Annotated in this window: 15 protein-coding genes and 1 pseudogene; 8 read left to right on the top strand and 8 right to left on the bottom strand. The window is 74.0% G+C overall.

The window, feature by feature from the left end; translation table 11 throughout:
- Window positions 1-2 precede the first annotated feature (2 nt).
- The 3 genes from GQS09_RS00145 to GQS09_RS00135 all read left to right on the top strand — a co-directional run bounded on the left by GQS09_RS00145 (window position 3) and on the right by GQS09_RS00135 (window position 2,392).
- The gene (locus GQS09_RS00145; RefSeq protein ID WP_165983863.1) at window positions 3-857 is read left to right on the top strand and encodes a helix-turn-helix transcriptional regulator; all 855 of its coding nucleotides are present in this window, start codon (window positions 3-5) and stop codon (window positions 855-857) included.
- Window positions 850-1,044 (top strand): DUF397 domain-containing protein, encoded by a 195-nt coding sequence (locus tag GQS09_RS00140; protein ID WP_165983862.1) that lies wholly within the window; start codon window positions 850-852, stop codon window positions 1,042-1,044. The genes GQS09_RS00145 and GQS09_RS00140 overlap by 8 nt, the downstream gene beginning before the upstream one ends.
- Before the next feature lie 100 nt (window positions 1,045-1,144).
- On the top strand, window positions 1,145-2,392 hold the full coding sequence (locus GQS09_RS00135) for a tetratricopeptide repeat protein (RefSeq protein WP_165983861.1): 1,248 nt from the start codon (window positions 1,145-1,147) through the stop codon (window positions 2,390-2,392).
- Here GQS09_RS00135 and GQS09_RS00130 read toward each other — a convergent pair.
- The gene (locus GQS09_RS00130) at window positions 2,351-3,379 is read right to left on the bottom strand and encodes a helix-turn-helix domain-containing protein (RefSeq protein WP_165983860.1); all 1,029 of its coding nucleotides are present in this window, start codon (window positions 3,377-3,379) and stop codon (window positions 2,351-2,353) included. The genes GQS09_RS00135 and GQS09_RS00130 overlap by 42 nt on opposite strands.
- A 72-nt stretch (window positions 3,380-3,451) precedes the next feature.
- Here GQS09_RS00130 and GQS09_RS00125 point away from each other — a divergent pair, with 72 nt between their 5' ends.
- The 3 genes from GQS09_RS00125 (at window position 3,452) to GQS09_RS00115 (ending at window position 7,434) form a co-directional block, all read left to right on the top strand.
- The gene (locus tag GQS09_RS00125) at window positions 3,452-4,186 is read left to right on the top strand and encodes an HD domain-containing protein (RefSeq protein ID WP_165983859.1); all 735 of its coding nucleotides are present in this window, start codon (window positions 3,452-3,454) and stop codon (window positions 4,184-4,186) included.
- Between the two features lie 117 nt (window positions 4,187-4,303).
- On the top strand, window positions 4,304-5,461 hold the full coding sequence (locus tag GQS09_RS00120; protein ID WP_165983858.1) for a glucose 1-dehydrogenase: 1,158 nt from the start codon (window positions 4,304-4,306) through the stop codon (window positions 5,459-5,461).
- Between the two features lie 86 nt (window positions 5,462-5,547).
- Window positions 5,548-7,434, top strand: a complete 1,887-nt coding sequence (locus tag GQS09_RS00115) for a glycoside hydrolase family 15 protein (RefSeq protein ID WP_313895920.1) — start codon at window positions 5,548-5,550, stop codon at window positions 7,432-7,434.
- A 218-nt stretch (window positions 7,435-7,652) separates the two neighbouring features.
- On the opposite strand, the gene GQS09_RS00110 is transcribed toward GQS09_RS00115, so the two are convergent.
- From GQS09_RS00110 to GQS09_RS00095, 4 genes are all read right to left on the bottom strand, one after another.
- Window positions 7,653-8,663 carry a hemolysin family protein gene (locus tag GQS09_RS00110; protein ID WP_165983857.1) on the bottom strand — a complete coding sequence of 337 codons (1,011 nt, stop codon included), beginning with the start codon at window positions 8,661-8,663 and terminating at the stop codon, window positions 7,653-7,655.
- Complete coding sequence (locus tag GQS09_RS00105) at window positions 8,660-10,015, bottom strand: hemolysin family protein (RefSeq protein WP_165983856.1); 1,356 nt, start codon at window positions 10,013-10,015, stop codon at window positions 8,660-8,662. The genes GQS09_RS00110 and GQS09_RS00105 overlap by 4 nt, the downstream gene beginning before the upstream one ends.
- A gap of 435 nt (window positions 10,016-10,450) precedes the next feature.
- On the bottom strand, window positions 10,451-11,878 hold the full coding sequence (locus GQS09_RS00100) for an aminopeptidase P family protein (RefSeq protein WP_165983908.1): 1,428 nt from the start codon (window positions 11,876-11,878) through the stop codon (window positions 10,451-10,453).
- A gap of 229 nt (window positions 11,879-12,107) precedes the next feature.
- A complete protein-coding gene (locus GQS09_RS00095; protein ID WP_399552361.1) occupies window positions 12,108-13,625 on the bottom strand; it encodes a PP2C family protein-serine/threonine phosphatase in 1,518 nt (505 codons plus the stop codon).
- A 542-nt stretch (window positions 13,626-14,167) separates the two neighbouring features.
- Between GQS09_RS00095 and GQS09_RS28885 the strand changes: the two genes are divergently transcribed.
- Together GQS09_RS28885 and GQS09_RS00085 are read left to right on the top strand one after the other, a co-directional pair.
- Window positions 14,168-15,067 carry a bifunctional DNA primase/polymerase gene (locus GQS09_RS28885; RefSeq protein WP_165983854.1) on the top strand — a complete coding sequence of 300 codons (900 nt, stop codon included), beginning with the start codon at window positions 14,168-14,170 and terminating at the stop codon, window positions 15,065-15,067.
- A 167-nt stretch (window positions 15,068-15,234) separates the two neighbouring features.
- A complete protein-coding gene (locus GQS09_RS00085; RefSeq protein WP_165983853.1) occupies window positions 15,235-15,861 on the top strand; it encodes a hypothetical protein in 627 nt (208 codons plus the stop codon).
- 267 nt (window positions 15,862-16,128) lie between these two features.
- Here the strand turns inward: GQS09_RS00085 and GQS09_RS00080 are convergent, their stop codons facing one another.
- The 3 genes and pseudogenes from GQS09_RS00080 to GQS09_RS00070 form a co-directional block, all read right to left on the bottom strand.
- Window positions 16,129-17,109, bottom strand: a complete 981-nt coding sequence (locus tag GQS09_RS00080; RefSeq protein WP_165983852.1) for a DUF5926 family protein — start codon at window positions 17,107-17,109, stop codon at window positions 16,129-16,131.
- 286 nt (window positions 17,110-17,395) lie between these two features.
- Window positions 17,396-17,878: pseudogene (locus tag GQS09_RS00075) on the bottom strand (ATP-binding protein); the annotation flags it as partial.
- Window positions 17,879-18,033: 155 nt separating this feature from the next.
- Window positions 18,034-18,834 carry a glycerophosphodiester phosphodiesterase gene (locus GQS09_RS00070; RefSeq protein ID WP_165983850.1) on the bottom strand — a complete coding sequence of 267 codons (801 nt, stop codon included), beginning with the start codon at window positions 18,832-18,834 and terminating at the stop codon, window positions 18,034-18,036.
- Window positions 18,835-18,919: the final 85 nt, after the last annotated feature.

Below are 18,919 nucleotides of genomic sequence, written 5' to 3'. Positions count from 1 at the left end.
CCATGGAACTCCGCACCGACGACGACGAACGCCCCATGCCGCGCGCCCGGCTGGCCCGCCGGCTGCGCCGGATGCGGGAGAACCGCGGCCTCTCGCTGCGCGCACTGGCCGACGAGCTGGGCTATCCGCACACCTACCTCAACCGCGTCGAGCGCGGCGAACAGCTCCCCTCCCCGGCCCTCGCCGAAGCCCTGGACACCTTCTTCGAGCTGGACGAGGTCTTCACCGAACTTCTGGAGCTGGCCCGCGACGCGTCCATTCCGGACTACGGGAGACAAGCCGTTGCCTGGGAGGACCAAGCAGTCCGCTTCCAGATGTTCAACAGCAGCGTGATCCCCGGACTCCTCCAGACGGAGGACTATGCCAGGGCTCTCATCCGTGTCTCGCTCGCCACCGCCTCAGAAGAGCGGGTTCAGGAGCTCGTCGACATTCGGATGCGGCGCAAGCGCATCTTCGCCAAGCCCGAACCGCCGCTGTACTGGGGCGTGATGGACGAGGCCGCCCTCGCCCGGCCGGTCGGCGGCCCCAAGAAGATGTACCACCAGATGCACGCCCTGCTGCAACACGCGGCAGTTCCTCGGAACACGCTGCTTGTTCTGCCCTTCTCGCAGGGCGAATACCCCGCGCAGGGTGGCAGTCTGGTCCTGCTGACCCGGAAGAACGGCACCAAGGCGGCGTACGTCGAAAGCTTTGTCCACGGCGAGTCGGTGGAGACGCCTGAGCGGGTCATCGACCTCACCCAGCGTTTCGAGATCATCTGCTCAAAGGCGATGCCGCCGGAGGATTCCGTCGATCTGATCCGCCACTACCTGCGGGAGTACGAACATGCAGCCCTGCAAGACGAAGACGATGACTGATGTCCCGCGCACCGCTTCCTGGCGCAAGAGCACCTACAGCAGCAACGGCGACGGCGCCTGCCTGGAGGTCGCCGACGGCATACCCGGGCTGCTGCCCGTCAGGGACAGCAAGAACCCCAGCGGCCCCGTGCTCGTCTTCTCCAGCCCCGCGTGGCGCGCGTTCCTCAGCCGCGCCATGCGCAACTGAACAGATCTTTTCGCCCCTCGGTCACCATCCGTAGCAGCTCTGTCACGCGACGGGCCGTGCGGTACTACCGTTTCCCCGAACCCATTACCGGGAGGGGCACATGGACGATCTCGAACGGCTCACCGCAGCTCTGGAATCCCGTCTGGAAAGGGTGGAGGCCACCCAGAATCTGTCCCCGGTCCTGGAGCCCGAAGCGCTCGCCGAGTCGGAACGGCTCAATGAGATCGCCCAGGACGACGACCTCGGTTCCCTGAACGTCCTCGGCTGGTTTCACTGGTACCGCTACCAGGCGCTGCCCGAGGACGAGGACCAGGAGGACTTCGAGGCCGCGGTCGACTCGCTGACCCCGTGTTTCCTCTTCGAGGAGGAGCCGCTGCCGCAGCCTCTTCTCCCCCTTCTCGCCGACCGGGCGTTCCCCACCGCCGTCGCATTCCTCCAGCAGGCGCCCCAGGCGCCGGATACGGATCTGGTCAGTTACACGGTCCGGCTGTGGAAGCGCCTGCTGGACGCCACCGATCCCGCCCACCCCAACCGCGCAGGCCGCCTGTCCAACTACGGTGCCGCGTTGCGCATCCGCTTCCAGCGCACCGGTTCGGCCGAGGATCTCGACCAGGCCGTCACCGCCGGGCAGGAAGCCGTCGAGGCCACCCGCCCCAGCCACCGCAACCGCGCGGGCCGCCTGTCCAACCTCGGGATCGCCCTCCAGCTCCGCTACGAACGCACCGGCATGGCCAAGGACCTGGAGCAGGCCATCGCCTGCGCCCAGGAAGCCCTGGACGCCACCCCCGCCGCCCACCCCAACCGCGCGGGCCGCCTGTCCAACCTCGGGGCCGTGCTCCAGCTCCGCTACGAACGCACCGGCAAGGCGGCCGACCTCGACCAGGCCATCGCCACCGGCCAGGCGGCCGTGGACGCGGCCCCCGGCAACCACCCCGGCAGGGCCACCATCCTGGCCAATCTCGCCTCCGCGCTCCGCGCCCGCTACGAGCGGACCGGCACGGCGGGCGATCTGGACCAGGCCATCGCCTCCGCCCAGGAGGCGGTCACCGCCACGCCCGCCGAACACCCCGAGCGTGCCGGACGCATGTCCAGCCTCGGCGCCCTGCTGCGCATCCGCTACGAGCAGGAACAGGCCGCCGCGGCAGAGGCGGCCGACGACCTCGACCACGCCGGACATCCCGCGGAAGAGGAGGACGAGGACACCGCTCAGGCCGGGGAGGTCCCGGTCATCGCCGCACCCCCCGCCAGGACCCCGCAGCGCCCGCGCCACGCCACCCCGCGCCACGCCACGGAGCCCTCACCGGGATCACCGGCCGCTGCCCCCGGCCACCGCCCGCCCCCCGCCTGACGGGCGTCCGGCGCCGCCCGGCGCGGCGAAGGCGGCACGGTAGGCGCTGGGGGAGGTGCCGACGGCGCGGCGGAAGTGGGTGCGGAGGTTGGCCGCGGTGCCCATGCCGCAGCGCTCGGCGATCTGGTCGACGCCCAGGCCGCTGCTCTCCAGCAGCTCCCGGGCCCGGTCGATCCGGGCGGCCAGCAGCCAGCGCAGCGGCGTGGTGCCGGTCTCGGCGAGGAAGTGCCGGGCGAAGGTGCGCGGCGTCAGGTGCGCGTGCACGGCCAGCCGTCGCACCGTCAGCGGCTCGTGCAGCCGGGCAAGCGCCCACTCCCGGGTGGCGCCCAGCGCCGTCCCGGCTCCGGGCCGGTCCCCGGGCAGCGGGCGGCTGATGTACTGTGCCTGGCCGCCCTCCCGGTGCGGGGCGGCGACCAGGGTGCGGGCCACCCGGTTCGCGGCTGCGGCGCCCAGATCGCGCCGCACCAGGTGCAGGCACAGGTCGATCCCGGCCGCGACCCCGGCCGAGGTGAGCACCTGGCCCTCGTCCACGTACAGCACCCTGGGGTCGACCCGCACCGCGGGATGGCGGGCGGCCAGTTCCTCGGCGTAGCGCCAGTGGGTGGTGGCGGTGCGGCCGTCCAGCACCCCGGCGGCGGCCAGGGCGAAGGCACCGGTGCAGATGGAGACCAGCCGCTGCCCGCGGGCGTGGCAGTCGGCCAGGGCGCCGAGAATGCCGGCCGGCAGCTCGCGCCGGTGCGGGGCATAGCCGGGGACGACCACGGTGTCCGCTTCCCGCAGCGCCTCCGGGCCGGCCTCCACGGTGACGGCGAACCCGGCCGTGGTGGGCACCTGGCCGGGTTCCCGGCCGCACAGCCGCAGCCGGTAGGGGCTGTCCTGCGGTGTGGTGAAGACCTGCACCGGGATGCCCATGTCCAGCGGCAGCACGCCGTCGAGCACCAGCACCGCCACCCGGTGCGGCCACGGCGGCCCGGCCGGTTCGGACATGGCAGTTTCCTTTCGGATATTGGGAATTCTGCCACTGTAACCGCGGGCGGTGCGCGCCGCAGCATGGTCCCCATGCAGAACCCGCACCCCCAGGCCCAGCCCCAGCCCCAGCTCCAGCCCCGGACCCGGCCCTTGCCGCAGGCCCCGGCCCCGTCGCCGGACCCGTCGCCGGACACGCCGCCGGTGCCGCCGGACACGCCGCCGGTGCGGGACGCGCTGGCCCTCGTCCGCCGCACGGAGTCCGTCGCCACCGCCAACCACAGCATCCGCTCGGCGCTGTTCGCGCGCATGCTCGCCGACCACCGCGGCGCCGTCCCCGGCTCCGACTACGACCCCGAACTGCTGTTCCTGGCCTGCGTGCTGCACGACATCGGGCTCAGCGAGGACGGCGACCGGAACCAGCGCTTCGAGGTGGACGGCGCGGACGCCGCCGCCGAGTTCCTCACCGCCCATGGCCTGCCCGCACCGCAGGTGGATGCCGTCTGGGAAGCCATCGCCCTGCACACCTCCGTCGGCATCGCCGAGCGCCGCGGCACCCTGTGCGCGCTGGTCCACGCCGGGATCGGCATGGATTTCGGCATCGGAACCGGCTTCGTCTCCGACCGCGCCGGGGCGGCCCTGCACGCCGCCTACCCCCGGCACTCCGTGGCGACCGCACTCGCCGACGAGATCGTGGCCCAGGCACAGGGCCGCCCGGAGAAGGCGCCGCCCTACTCCCTCACGGCCGAGCTGCTGCGCGAACGCTCCACCCCGCCGCACACCACCTCCCTGGAGACCCTCACCGCCTCCGGCCGCTGGGGCAACTGACATCCCGGTCAGGGTTGGCGGCGGCTTTCCGGGATACCCGGGTGCGGCTGCCGCCCGCCACCGACGGCCGGACGGCCCGTTGTCCGTCCGGGCCCGGGGAAGGAGACCGCACCGGCCATGACGCTCGCGCTGACCGTCCGACCCGGAGAACGGGACTCCCTGGAGGTGCGGGAGGAACCGGAGCCGGACCCGGACCTGCCCCCCGGCACGGACCAAGGCACAGCCCCGGCCCCGGGCGCAGGCACAGGCGCAGGCACAGGCCCGGAGCAGCCGGGCCGGGGCGGCGTACTGCGGGTGCGCGGACTCGCCGCGGGGGTGTGCGGCACGGACCGGGAGATCGCCTCCGGCACCTACGGCCGGCCTCCCCCGGGGCGGGACCGGCTGATTCTCGGTCACGAGTCGCTGGGCCGGGTCGAGCAGGCCCCACCGGACAGCGGCTTCGCCCCCGGCGACCTGGTGGCCGGGGTGGTGCGCCGCCCCGATCCGGTGCCGTGCGGCGCCTGCGCCCGCGGCGAGTTCGACATGTGCCGCAACGGCCGCTATACCGAGCACGGCATCAAGGAGCTCGACGGCTGGGCGCGCGAGCGCTGGACTCTCGACGCGGCCATGGCCGTCCGCCTGGACCCCGCGCTGTCCCGGGCCGGGGTGCTGACCGAGCCGGCCGGCATCGTCGCCAAGGCGTGGGAGCAGATCGAGCGGGTCGGCGGCCGGTCCTGGTTCGAGCCGCGCCGGGTGCTGGTCACCGGCGCCGGGCCGATCGGCCTGCTGGCCGCGCTGCTCGCGACGCAGCGCGGGATCGAGACCCATGTGCTGGACCGGGTCATCGAGGGGCCCAAACCGGGCCTGGTGCGCGACCTCGGCGCCGATTACCACACCGGTGATCCGGAGGAGACCGTCGCCCGCCTCCACCCCGACGTCATCATCGAGGCCACCGGCGCCGGGCCGGTCGTCTTCGCCGCCCTGGGCGGCACCGCGCCCTACGGCGTGGTCTGCCTGACCGGGGTCTCCCCGGCCGGGCGGCGGCTGACGGTGGACGCCGGCAGCATCAACCGGGAGATCGTGCTGGAGAACGATGCGGTGGTGGGCTCGGTCAACGCCAACCTGCGCCACTACCGGCAGGCCGCGCGGGACCTGTCCCGGGCCGATCCGGCCTGGCTGGAGCGGCTGCTGAGCCGCCGGGTGCCGCTGGCCCGGGCCGCCGAGGCGTTCACCCCGCAGCCGGACGACGTCAAGGTGGTGATCGCCCTGGAGGGCACCGCCCCCGGCGGGCCCTGACCCGGCCGTGCCCCTGCGCCCCTGCGCCCCTCATCCGCCCGTCCGCCGCCCTCGTCCCTCCCTCCGTCCGTCCCCTCTCCGAGGAGGTGCCCGCCGCCGTGCCGCCGCCCGCTCCGATCGAGGACTACGCACTGATCGGTGATCTGCTCACCGGCGCGCTGATCAGCCGGGAGGGCTCGGTGGACTGGCTCTGCCTGCCCCGGTTCGACTCCCCCGCCTGCTTCGCCGCCCTGCTGCACGACGCCTCCGCCGGCCGCTGGCTGCTCGCCCCGGCCCGGGAGGCCGCCGTCGGCGGCCGGGCCACCTCCCGCCGCTACCGGGGCGACTCGCTCATCCTGGAGACCGAGTGGCGCACCCCGGACGGCACCGTCCGCGTCATCGACTGCATGCCCCCGCGCACCGGCGGCGCCGACGTGGTCCGGCTGGTGCAGGGCGTCTCCGGACGGGTGGACATGACCATGGACCTGCGGCTGCGCTTCGACTACGGCAGCGTCGTGCCCTGGGTCACCCGGCGCGGCGAGGACCTGTGCGCCGTGGCCGGGCCCGACTCCATCTGGCTGCACACCCCGGTGGAGACCCACGGCGAGCATCTGACCACCGTCGCCGACTTCACCGTCGGCGCCGGGCAGGCCGTGCCGTTCGTGCTCACCCACCACGCCTCCCACCTGCGCCGCCCCCGCCCGGCCGACGCGGAGCAGGCCATCACCGGCACCGAGCGGTACTGGGCCGACTGGATGTCCGGCTGCCGCTACGACGGCGGCTGGCAGACGGCGGTCCGGCGCGCCCTGGTCACCCTCAAGGGCCTGACCTACGCGCCCACCGGCGGCATCCTGGCCGCCGCCACCACCTCCCTGCCCGAGCGGCTCGGCGGCCCCCGCAACTGGGACTACCGCTACTGCTGGCTGCGCGACTCCACCTTCACCCTCCAGGCCCTGCTCAGCGCGGGCTTCCTGGAGGAAGCCCGGGCCTGGCGCGAGTGGCTGCTGCGGGCCGCGGCCGGTGATCCGTCCCAGCTCCAGATCATGTACGCCCTGGACGGCACCCGCCGTATCCCGGAGGCCGAGCTGCCCTGGCTGTCCGGCTACGAGGGCTCACGGCCGGTGCGGACCGGCAACGACGCCGCGGGCCAGTTCCAGCTCGACGTCTGGGGCGAGGTGCTGGACAGCCTCCACCTGGCCCGGGAGACCGGACTGGCCGTCGACACCACGGCCTGGGACCTCCAGCGCATGCTGCTGGAGTACCTGGAGGGCCACTGGCGCGACCCGGACAACAGCCTGTGGGAGGTGCGCGGCGACCGCCGGCACTTCGTGCACTCCAAGGTGCTGGCCTGGGCGGGCCTGGACCGGGCGGTGGACACCGTGCGCCGCCACGGCCTGCCCGGCCCGGCCGACCGCTGGGCGGAACTGCGCGACCGCATCCACCGCGAGGTCTGCGACCAGGGCTACGATCCGGAGCGCAACACCTTCACCCAGTTCTACGGCTCGCGCGGGCTGGACGCCGCCCTGCTCCTGCTGCCCCGCGTCGGCTTCCTGCCCTGGCACGACCCACGGATCAGGGGCACGGTCGAGGCCGTCGGCCGGGAACTGTGCGAGGACGGTCTGGTGCTGCGCTACCGCAACGACGCCGACGGCGGTGTGGACGGCCTGCCCGGCGACGAGGGCGCTTTCCTGGCCTGCTCCTTCTGGTACGCCAACGCCCTGCACGGCACCGGCCGCACCGGCGAGGCCCGGGAACTCTTCGACCACCTGCTCAGCCTGCGCAACGACGTCGGCCTGCTGAGCGAGGAGTACGACGTGCGGGCGGGCCGCCAGATCGGCAACACCCCGCAGGCCTTCTCCATGGTCGGCCTGGTGAACACCGCCCGTTTCCTCAGCGGCATGTCGATCGAGACCCCTGCCAAGGGCCCGGCCCAGACCCCCGCCGGTCCGGAGGAAGACCGGAAGGTCCGTCCGGGGGGCGGTGCCCGGCGGTGATCCGTCCGCCCCGGGTGAGGCGGGTGACCACCGGGGCCGCGCAGCCGCCGGTCCGCCGGCCCAGGCAGCACCGGAATCACGGGGATCTCGGAATCACCGGAATCACGGGATCAGGGGAATCACGGGATCAGGGGAATCAGGGGAATCACCCGGACGAGTGAGGAGAGAGCGGCTCTCTGGCCCGCCCCGGCCGAGGCCGGGCGGGCCAGGGGGCCGGCTCAGGCCGCCAGGATGCGGCCCAGCAGGTCGTCCAGGCTGATCAGGCCGGTGAGCCGGCCGTCCGGTGTGCTGACCACGGCCAGCGAGGCCCGGTGGTGGCGCAACTGCTCGACCGCGTGGGACACCGTGTCGTCCGGCCTCAGCCGCGGCACCTCACGCGCCAGCTCCGCGGCGGTCACCCGGCGGCCCTCCACCCGGGCCACCATGGCGTCCCGGGCGTGCACCGAGCCGACCACCCGGTCGCCGTCGCGCACCAGCAGCCGGGTGTGGTCGCTGGCCGCCGCGGCGGCCAGGATCTGCGCCGGTCCGGCGTCCCCCGGCACCGAGACGATGTCCTTGGCCGGCACCACCAGCGCGGCCACCGGCGACTGCGGCTCGGTGAGCGAACGCGTCAGCAGCCCGGAGTCCGTCTCGCTGATCAGCCCCAGCCGCTGCGACTCGGCCACCAGATGGGCAAGCTGCTCCCGGCTGTGCACCGAGGACAGCTCCTCGCGCGGCGTGACCCGGAACAGCCGGACCATGCCGTTGGCCAGCTTGTTCAGCACCCACAGCAGCGGACGCACCACCCGCACCATGGCCATGAACGGCGGCGCCAGCAGCATGGCCGAGCGCTCCGGGTGGGCGATCGCCCACGACTTGGGCGCCATCTCGCCGACCACCATGTGCAGGAAGACCACCACCGCCATGGCGAACAGGAAGGCGATGCCGTAGGAGAGCTGGTGCGGCAGGCCCAGCCGCTCCAGCAGCGGCTCCACCTGGTGCGACAGGGCCGGCTTGGAGACGGAACCGAGCAGCAGGGTGCAGGCGGTGATGCCGAGCTGCGAGCCGGCCAGCATCAGCGACAGCTCGCGCATGCCGGACAGCGCCGAGCGGGCGCCGCGCCGTCCCTCGGCCACGGCCTGCTCCATCCGGTGGTGCCGGGACGCCACCAGGGCGAACTCGGCGGCCACGAACAGCCCGCTGCCCAGCAGCAGCAGGACGGTGATCCCGGCCGCGTACAGCGGGTTCATGCGTTCTGCTCCTGCCGCGACGGGTGCGGGGAACCGGCCGGCAGCAGCGCCAGCCGCACCCGCTCCGGTACATGCCGGTCCATGTCCAGCACCTCGATTCCGGCGGAGTGGCCGTCCTCCAGGGTGACCACGATCCGGTCGCCGACCTCGGGGAAGCGGCCCAGATGGTCCACCACCAGGCCGGCCATGGTCTCGAAGCTGTCGTCCTCGGGCAGCGGGATGCCGGTCACCGCGGCGACCTCGTCCACCCGCCGGCCGGCGTCGACCAGCCAGTCGCCGGAGCCGTCCTCGGCACGGACCGCCACCGCCGTCACCCGGTCGCTCTCGTCCGCGATCTCGCCGACCAGCTCCTCCGCGATGTCCTCCAGGGTGACGATGCCCGCCAGCCCGCCGTACTCGTCCAGCACCACCGCGAACTCCGACAGCTCCGCCTGCATCTGCTCCACCGCGCGGGGCAGCGGCAGCGAGTCGGGCAGCAGCAGCGCGGGGCGGGCCAGCGCACCGGCCGTCACGCGGCGCATCCGCACCGGCGAGAGCCGCATCAGCTCACGCACCCCGACCACGCCGACCACGTCGTCCACCCGGTCGGCCACCACCGGGTACTGGGAGTAGCCCTTGCGGGCGATCACCTCCACCACCTCGGCGGCCGTGGTGCCGCTGCGCACGTGCTCCACGTCCACCCGGGGCACCATGACCTCGCCCAGCGTCCGCTCGGAGAAGTCCAGGGCGTGGTCCAGCAGCTCGGCCGTGGACCGCGGAAGCTGCCCGTGCTCGCTGGACTCCACGATGAGATGGCCCAGCTCCTCGGCGGTCGCCCCGTGGTGCAGCTCCTGGACGGGCTCGATGCCCACCCGGCGCAGCAGCCGGTTGGCGGCCGTGTCGAAGATCCGGATCACCGGACCGGTGACCTTGAGGTAGAGGAGCGTGGAGCCGGCCAGCGCCTTGGCCAGCCGCTCGGGCACGGCCAGCGCCAGGTTCTTCGGTCCCAGCTCGCCCAGCACCATCTGGATGCCGGTGGCCAGCAGGAAGGCGAGCGCCAGCGCGATGCCGTGCACGGCGGCGCCGGGCACGCCGAGGGCGCCGATCGCCGGGTCGAGGAGTGCCGCGATGGCGGGCTCGGCCAGGAAACCGACGATCAGGCCGGTGACGGTGATGCCGAGCTGTGCTCCGGAGAGCATGAAGGAGAGACGCTGCTGCACCCGGATGGCGCGGGCGGCGCGTTTGTCGCCGGCTTCCGCTTCACGGGTCAGCGTGAGCCGGTCGGCGGCCACGAAGGCGAATTCCTGCGCCACGAAGTAGCCGGTACCGGCGGTCAGAACGAGGACGGCCAGCAGTCCCAGTGCGGCACTCATCGCACACCACCCCGTCGTGTGCCGCGGTCATCCCTGTGCGGACGAGGTGGTCGGGGACTGTGATCAGGCGGGTCCGACGATCTGGCGGACAAGAGGGCTCCTTTCCTGGCTTTCCCTGGTGTCCAGACAAGGTACGCGCCGAGCGGGGTGCCGGCGTCTGTGCTGGTGAAACTTGATACAGACAACGTTAATACCGGTGTGGATGTTCCGCCTTTACCCCGCATGCGCACCTTGAACCCGCTCCCGGCTCCCGCCGGCGGCGGGGCACCGCCGCCGAGGCCACGCCGCGCGCTGTGCCGCCGGGCCGGAGCACCGAAGCCCCGCCCCGGCGCGAAAGCGCCCGGACGGGGCTGACAGCGCCGCCCGGCGGCGCAGCGGGCGGGCGGCAGACGCTCAGCGGCCTCAGCGCGCCATAGCGCCGGCGCGCCGGCGGCCTCAGCGGCCCTGGAGGCGGGCCATCCAGGCCTCGACCTCGTCGGCGCCGCGCGGCAGCATCGCGGAGAGATTGACGTTGCCGTCCTCCGTCACCAGGATGTCGTCCTCGATCCGGACGCCGATGCCCCGGTACTCGGCCGGCACGGTCTCGTCGTCCGCCTGGAAGTACAGCCCCGGCTCCACGGTCAGGCACATGCCGGGCTCCAGCGTGCCCTCCACATACGCCTCGCGGCGGGCGGCGGCGCAGTCGTGCACGTCCATGCCCAGCATGTGGCCGGTGCCGTGCAGGGTCCAGCGGCGCTGCAGGCCGAGCTCCAGCACCCGGTCCACCGGCCCTTCCAGCAGGCCCCACTCCACCAGCTTGCCGGCCAGCACCCGCTGCGCCGCCTCGTGGAAGTCCTTGAACTTGGCCCCCGGGCGGACGGCGGCGATGCCCGCCTCCTGCGCCTCGAAGACCGCGTCGTAGACCCGGCGCTGCAGTTCGGTGAACCGGCCGCTGATCGGCAGGGTGCGGGTGATGTCGGCGGTGTACAGCTCGCGGGTCTCCACCCCGGCGTCCAGCAGCAGCAGGTCGCCGTCGCGCACCGGGCCGTCGTTGCGCACCCAGTGCAGGGTGGTGGCGTGCGGGCCGGCCGCGCAGATCGAGCCGTAGCCGACGTCGTTGCCCTCGACCCGGGCGCGCAGGAAGAAGGTGCCCTCGATGTAGCGCTCGGAGGTGGCCTTGGCCCGGTCGAGCACCCGGACCACGTCCTCGAAGCCGCGCGCGGTGGACTCGCAGGCCTCGGTCATCCGCTCGATCTCCCAGTCGTCCTTGATCAGACGCATCTCGGAGAGGAAGGTGTGGAACTCGGCGTCCCGCTCGGCGGTGACCTTGTCGTGCAGCGCCTTCTCGATCCCGGGGTCGTGGCCGCGCACCACCCGCACCGGGCCGGTGGCCTCGGCCAGCTTCTCGGGCAGGGTGCGCACGTCCTGGCACGGGATGCCGTACAGCCGCTCGGCCTCGGTGAGGCTGTGCCGGCGGCCGACCCACAGCTCGCCCTGGCCGCTCAGCCAGAACTCGCCGGACTCCCGGTCCGAGCGCGGCAGCCGGTAGAGGGTGGCCCGGTGGCCGCCCTGCTCGTCCGGCTCCATCACCAGCACGCTGTCCTCGGTCTGGTCGCCGGTGAGGTAGGTGTACTCGACACCGGAGCGGAACGGGTAGTCGGTGTCGTTGGAGCGGGTCTTCAGCCGGCCGGCCGGGATCACCAGGCGCTCGCCGGGGAAGCGGGCGGAGAGCTCGGCGCGGCGGCGGGCGGTGTGCCCGGCCTGCGGCACGGGGGCGAGATCGCGCATCTCGGTGTCCGCCCAGCCGCGCTTCATGTTCTCGGCCAGTTCGTCGGAGACGCCCGGGGACAGGCCGTTCTTGCGCGGCTTCACGGTCTCGGGCATCTCCTCCGGGTTCTCCGGGGTCTGCTCCTCATCCTTGGCCACGTCGGACACGTCAGATGCCTCCTTGATGCTGGTGGGGCCGGTGCGGTGGGACCACCCGCGGGCCTTTTCCCATCGTAGGCGGCGGCGTAAGGCGCGCGACAGGGTTATGCCCCTGATCTTGGCCGGGCGCCGCGCGTGCCGCCGGCGCGCCGGCACCGCCGGCACCGCGGCCGGATCGATCCCGGAATCAGAACAGCTCGCCGTCCCGCGGGAAGCGGACCGCCAGCAGCACGGCGTCCTCGGTGCGCGCCGCGGTCTCGGCGGCCCGCACGGTGACCGGGTCGGCGTCCGGCCCGGGCGCGATCCGGTGCAGCACATGGGCGAGCAGCGCGTCCGGATCGCGGCGGATCTCCGGGCGGGCGGCGTGCGCGGCCGCGGTCAGCCGGGCGGCGGCCAGGTCGGGTGCCTCGCCGGTGCGCCGCAGCAGGCCCTCGCTGTACAGCAAAACCGTTTCTCCGTTGGGGACTTCGATCTCCACGCTGGGCGCCTCCCAGCAGGCCAGCATGCCCAGCGGCGCGGAGAGCGCGGTCTCGGCGAACTCCACCCGCCGCTCGCCGACGATCAGCGGCGGCGGATGCCCGGCCGAGGCCACCACGATCCGGCGGGCGGCCGGCTCTGCGTATCCGAACAGCGCGGTGGCCGACCGGACCAGTTCGGTGACCCGCAGCATCAGCTCCAGATCGGAGAGCACCGCCACCGGGTCCTCGCCCTCCATCACCGCGTAGGCGCGCAGCCCGGCCAGCAGCCGCCCCATGGCGGCCACCGCGGCGGGGCCGGAGCCGCTGACCGAGCCGATGGCCAGGCCGAGGGCGTTCTCGGGCAGCGGCAGCGCCTCGTAGAAGGCGCCGCCCCCGTCCGGCGGCGAGAGGTGGCGGACGGCCAGCCCGACGCCCGGCAGATGGGGCAGCCGGCGCGGCAGCAGCCCGTCGTGGACCTCCTTGACGGCGGTACGGGCCCGGGCCAGCTCCAGGCGGTTGGCGATGTGCTGGGTGGCCTGGCGGAGGTAGAGGGCGAGCAGATGCCGCTGCCGATCGTCGGGCTGGGCGTCGTCGTCGTAGAGCCAGACGGCGGCGCCCAGCGGCACGGCACCGCCGTCCGCCCCCTCCGCCCCCTCCGGCCCGTCCGGCCAGGCCCGGCCGGCCGCCGCAGCGCGCAGCCCCTGTGCGTCGCCGAACAGCGGCAGGGCGTAACTGGCGGCGAAGCCGAGCCGGGCGGCCACCTCACGGTGCCGGGGGTGGAGGGCCGGGTTGTGCGGGATGTCACGCAGCGCGATCTCCTCGCCACCGCCGGCTGCCGCCTCACCGGCCACCGCGGCCACCCCGGCCACCGCGGCCTCCCCGGCCACCGCGGGTTTCCGGGCCTCTCCCGTCTCACCGCCCCCGCCGTGCCCGGCGGCACCGCCCGTGCGTGCGCCGGCGCGCATCGGCAGCAATCCGTCGATCAACCTGGCATAGGAAGCGGAACCGCGCGGTACCGTCTCGATGTCCCCCAGTTCGGAGGGCCCGAGCCCGAGCCCGATGAGATGCTCGGCCTCACGGTCGGAGGGGCGGAGCGCGATCAGCCCGCGGCGGGCGCCGGCCAGGCCGGCCCCGGCGCGCAGGGTCTCGCGGAGGGCTTCGTCCAGCCCGGTGGTGCGGCTCAGACGTTCGGTGAGGTCGTGGAGGGTGGTGAGGTCGGAGATCCAGCAGGCGAGCCGGTCCTGCACGCCGCCGGGACGGCTCTCGGTCAGCGTCCCGGGCGGAACCGGGTGCGGGGAATCGGCGGAGGCGGACGACGCCCCGGGGGGTGAAGCATCTTGGGGCAGAGCGGACAGCGAGCGGTGGAAACCGGCCACATTCGGCGGGGGTGAGCTATTCATGGCGTTCGGCTTTCATGGTGCCGACATCTCGCACTAGCATCGCGAACCCCCATGTCATCTGCGCCACCATGGAGACATTCCAGATGTACACGTGCTGGCGATGTGATGTCCAGCACAATCGACCGAAGGTCCGATCGGATCCGATGATGTCCATGTGGCCCGCGTGTTTTCGGCCCGACAGGCCGGGCCGGGACAAGGTTGGCGGAAAAGGGACGCTTGTACAGCACGAGGCGGTCGACTGATCGGGGGCCGTACGGGTACCGCCCCGGGTCCTTGCGGGTCCGGGGGGCATGCGCCCGTCCGTCCGCGACCGACCGCCCGTCCGCCCCGGGCAGGTACGGCCCGGGGGTGAATTGCCCATTCCCCGGCGGAGGGAAGGACAAGCGCGCATGCGTGATTTCCTCGGAAGGCGGAGACGACGCCGGGCCCGGCCGTTGCCCGGCGAGACGGCCCTGATCTGCGCGTCTCGCTGGCGCTGGCCGGTGGTACCCGGCGCCGGACTCCTACCCGGCGGCAACTGCCGCTGCGCAAGCACCGACTGCGTCGCGCCCGGCGCCCATCCGCACGATCCCGGGCTGCTGGCCGCCACCACCGATCCACGGATGGTGGGCTGGTGGTGGACCTGCCGCCCGCAGGCCCCGGTGCTGCTGGCGACCGGTGCCGCGGTGTGCGCGATCAGCCTGCCCGCCGCGCCCGCCCTGCGGGCGGTGTCCGAGCTCGACCGGCTGGGGGTGCGCACCGGCCCGGTGCTGGCCGTGGGCGGCCGGGTCGCCCTGCTGGTGGCGCCCTACGAGCGGCCGGAGCTGGGCGAACTGCTCTGCGCGCTGATGACGCGCGGTGCGCCCGGCGGCCGCCGCCGCGACGAGCCCGGCCGCCCCGGCCGCCCCGGTTCACCCGGACGGCCGGGGAGCCGTCCCGGAGAACCGGCGTCCCCGGCATCCCCGGCGTCCCCGGAGACCCGGGGCCCCCACGGCGCACCGGACCGCCGCCCCGGTGCCGGGCTGCGCTTCCACGGCCCTGGCGGCTATCTGCCACTGCCCTCGGGTGCCGGCAGCGGCGCCGGGCCGGTGCGCTGGCTGCGCCCGCCGCGCCGCCGGGCGACGACCGGACCGGACCGCCCGGTCCTCTGGCCGGTTCCCGCCGCCGGCCCGCCCGTCCGGGCGGCCACGGCCTCCGGCCTGCCCCGGCCGGTGTGGCTGCCGCGCGCCGCGGAACTGCTGGACGTCCTGATCGCCGCCGATCGCAGCGCGCCGGGCACGGGCACGGGTACCGGCACCCGGCTGGGCTAGCCGGTTTCACCCCGGGGGGTCACGTCTTCTCTCCCCGGCGCAGGAATGGGGGGATACGACCGGGAATACGAGCCCGGTCTGCGGTTATCGTCCCTGCAACAGCTCGGTCACCGACCGCAGCACCGGCAGCACCATTGTTTGTTCCCGGCGAACCGCAGGGTGGCCCCGTGCACGAACCGACACCGCGCGCCTCCAGACTCCGGACAACCGCGTTCGCCAGCGCGGTGGCCCTGGTCCTCGGGCTGCCCCTGGCCTTCGTCACGGTCGGCCCGTCCCCGTCCGCCGGTACCCCGCCCGACGCCGGCGCCGCGGGCGCGCCGCACACCGGGGTCGCCGCACCCGCTCCCGGCCCGCACCATCCCGGCAGCGGGCCCGGCACCATGGCCGGGGCCGGAGCGTTCTGCGGCACCGAGGTCAGCTCTCCGGAGGGGGTGCGGGCCCAGGCCTGTGTGCTGACGCAGGGCCCGGAGACCTGGGGCCGCCTCTACTGGTCCAACGACTCGTCCCGGACCCTGACCGGACGGCTCACCGTGCACCGGCCGGACGGCGGCCGGGTGCAGGTGCAGTGCACGCTGCCGCCCGGGGACGAGCCGGGCACCTGTGAGACCCCGCCCGAGCCCACCGCCGCGGAGCGCCCCGGCCGGCAGCCCTACCTGGCGGTGGCCGAGGTCTCGCCGGTCGGGGAGGACGGGGAGGACGGGACGGAGCTGCGCGCGGAGAGCGAACCGGCAGCAGAGAACCCGGTCGCTGGCGACGGGGGATACACCAACGACCGGGCCCAGCTCAGACGGTAACAACTCCTGCCCGTTTCGCAAATCCCGGATCGGGCCGATGGCCGAACTTGCCTGCCTCGCCAGTCACTTGTGTCCGGAATCACCGGCCGGTACGCGCCCCCGCAATGCGCCCGCGCTCCCCCGGCGCACCACCGCGGCACCTCTGCGCTAGTGCGAACGGCGGTTGACACAACACCGTCTGAGGGCCCCGCACCGCCTGCCGCCGCATCAGCCCCGCCCCACCCCGCCCCGGCTCCGCGCGGCGTGTCGGCGGATCAGCCCGGCGGATCAGTTCAGCGTCACCTGGCGGTTCGCCAGCCCGCTGCGCGCCCGGCGTTCGTCCGCGGTCAGCGGCACGGTGGACTCCAGCGCCCCGGCCAGCCGCTCGGCAAGGGCCGCCGCGGGCTTCTCGCACTCCTCCGCGGTCATCGCCCCTGGCAGGTCCCACACCGGCACCATCAGCCCGTGCGCCCGGAACGAGCCGACCAGCCGGGTGCCCTCGCCCAGCCCGGAGGCACCGGCCGCGTGCAGCCGGGCCAGCGCGTTGAGCAGCCGCTCCTCCGGATGCGGCATCACCCAGCGCAGATGGTTCTTGTCCGGCACCCGGCACCAGTACGCGGCGTCCACGCCGGACAGCCGCACGGTCGGGATGGCCGCCTCGTTGGCCCGCTCCAGGGAGGCGGCGACCTCCCCGGTGGCCTGCTCGGCCGAGCCCAGCCAGAACTCGAAGCCCTCGTGCACCTGCGGCTCGAACGGAGCGCCGAGGTCGAGCAGGTCCTGCAGCCGCGGCCCCTCGGCGCCGGTGCGCCGGGCCGGGACCGGGGTGCCCGGCTCGGTCTCCAGGGCGCGCAGCAGCACATCGGCCAGATCCCGGCTGAGGTCGCCGGTGGCGGTGTCGTTCTGCAGCGCGATCAGCACGCTGCCGTCGTCCCGGCGCAGCGCGGGCCAGGCCAGCGGCAGCACGGTGGCCAGCGCCACCGAGGGCACGTCCGCGGGCAGCCCGTCCTTCAGGGTCAGCGGGGCGGTGGCGGCGGGCACCAGCTCGCGCATCGCCACCCAGTCGCACTCGCCGGGCAGCCCCTCGAAGGGGCGGCGCACCAGCTCGGTGGCGGCCTGGGCGGCGGCGCGGCCGTGGCACGCCTTGTAGCGGCGGCCGGAGCCGCAGGGGCAGGGCTCGCGGGCACCGACGACCGGGATCTCCCCGTCGGTGCGCGGGGCGGGCCGGGGCGCGGCGGCGGCCTTGGTCTGGGGGCGGCGCTTTTTGGCCATGACGGAAACGACTCCTGCGTCGGTACGTGTGCCGCGACGGCGGGCCACGGCGGTTCGGCTGACGGCCGCCGCCGCGTCCGGCCTCCGGGCCGGCCTCCGGCCCGCTCCGTGCGCGGACCCGGGACCCCTGGGGCCCGGGACCCCGCGGGTGCGGGAGACCGGGGGACCGGGGAGACCCCGCAGGAACCGGGCGGGACCCGGCGGCTGCTCCGTCCTCCGGCGCCGGGTCGGGCCACGGCGCCGTGCGTGAGCCTAGCCGCCCCGCCGGCTAGCCGCGCGGCACGGGCAGCACTGCCCAGACGGTGACCGCGCCGGAGGGGTCGCCCTCCAGCACGCCCCAGTCGCGCGCCAGCGAACAGATGATGGTCAGGCCGCGTCCGCCGCGGGCGGTGACCGAGGGCATGCCGAGCCGGGGACGGGTGGGCCCGCCGCCGTCGGTCACCGCGATGGTCACCTCGCCGTCCTGGTCCTGGCCCCAGGAGGCGCGCACCCGCTCGTCCTCCAGCGGCCGGGCATGCCGGCACGAATTGCTGAGAAGTTCGGAAAGAATGAGCACCGCGTCGTCGATCACCGCGTCCGACGCACCGCGGTTTCGCAAATCCTGCCTGAGCCGGCGACGCGCCTCACCCACACCGGCCGGGCCGTGGGGTACGGACATCGTCGACGACGTCGGCACCTGCCGAGTTACCACCAACGCCACCCCCGAGACCTCCTTTGCCCCACGCCACAGGTCAGATGCCCTGCGGACTTCGGCCGGAAACCGCCGCAACCAGAACTGTTGATGTGTTTGTAATGATCGTCACATCAAGAGACTCGTTATCCTCACCCGCTGTGCCGGGCCGCTCAACGTCCCGTAAGGACAATTGTCGGCACAACCGGACGTTTGCCCAAGCAAGTCGTTCAGAGCTCGATGCCCGGACGCCCTCAGCCCAGCTCGTCAAGAAGTGCACGCACCGAACGGGGGCGATTGGTGATCACGGCGTCCACGCCGAGCGCCGCGCACAGCTCCACGTCCTCCGGCGCGTCCACCGTCCAGACGTGCACCTGGTGCCCACTGGCGTGTGCCCGCGCCACATAACCGGGATCGCGGCGCAGGATGCGGATACTCGGCCCGGCGATGCGCGCCCCGGCCGGCAGCCGCCCCGAGCGGTTCCGCGGCAGCATGAACTGCATCAGGTACACGGTCGGCAGCTCCGGCGCCTGCATCTTCACCCGCTGAAGGGAGCGCGCCGAGAAACTCATCACCCGCACCGGGCCCGGCACCGGATGGCTGCGCAGCAGCTCCAGCAGCCTGCGCTCCACCTGCCCCGCCCAGCGGGTCGGATGCTTGGTCTCGATCGCCAGCCCCACCGGCCGGCCCGCCTCCGCCACCAGCCGCAGCAGCCGCTCCAGGGTCAGCACCGCCGTACCCTCCGGGTCCAGGCTGTCCGGGCTCTCCGTCCCGCCACCCGGCGACTTCCACGACCCGAAATCCAGCTCCGCCAGCTCGGCCAGCTCCATGGCGGCCACCGCACCGCGGCCATTGGAGGTACGGTTGACCCGGCGGTCGTGGACACAGACCAGATGACCGTCGGCGGTCATCCGCACGTCGCACTCCAGCGCGTCCGCGCCGTCCGCCACTGCCTTGCGGTAGGCGGCCAGGGTGTGCTCGGGCGCGTCCTCGGACGCCCCCCGGTGCGCCACCACGGCGATTCTGTGCCCGCCCCGCTCCCGTGCACCGCTCATCGCCTCATCGTGCCACCCGGCGGCCGGCCACCCGCACAGACTTACGCCGTACTGACGTCCCGCGAGCGAAACTTCCCACAGCTAC

It is taken from the genome of Streptomyces sp. YIM 98790, from assembly GCF_011421595.1.
Taxonomy (GTDB): domain Bacteria; phylum Actinomycetota; class Actinomycetes; order Streptomycetales; family Streptomycetaceae; genus Streptomyces.
The sequence above is the reverse complement of the archived record's forward strand: the minus strand, read 5'-3'. Positions and strand labels throughout refer to the sequence as shown.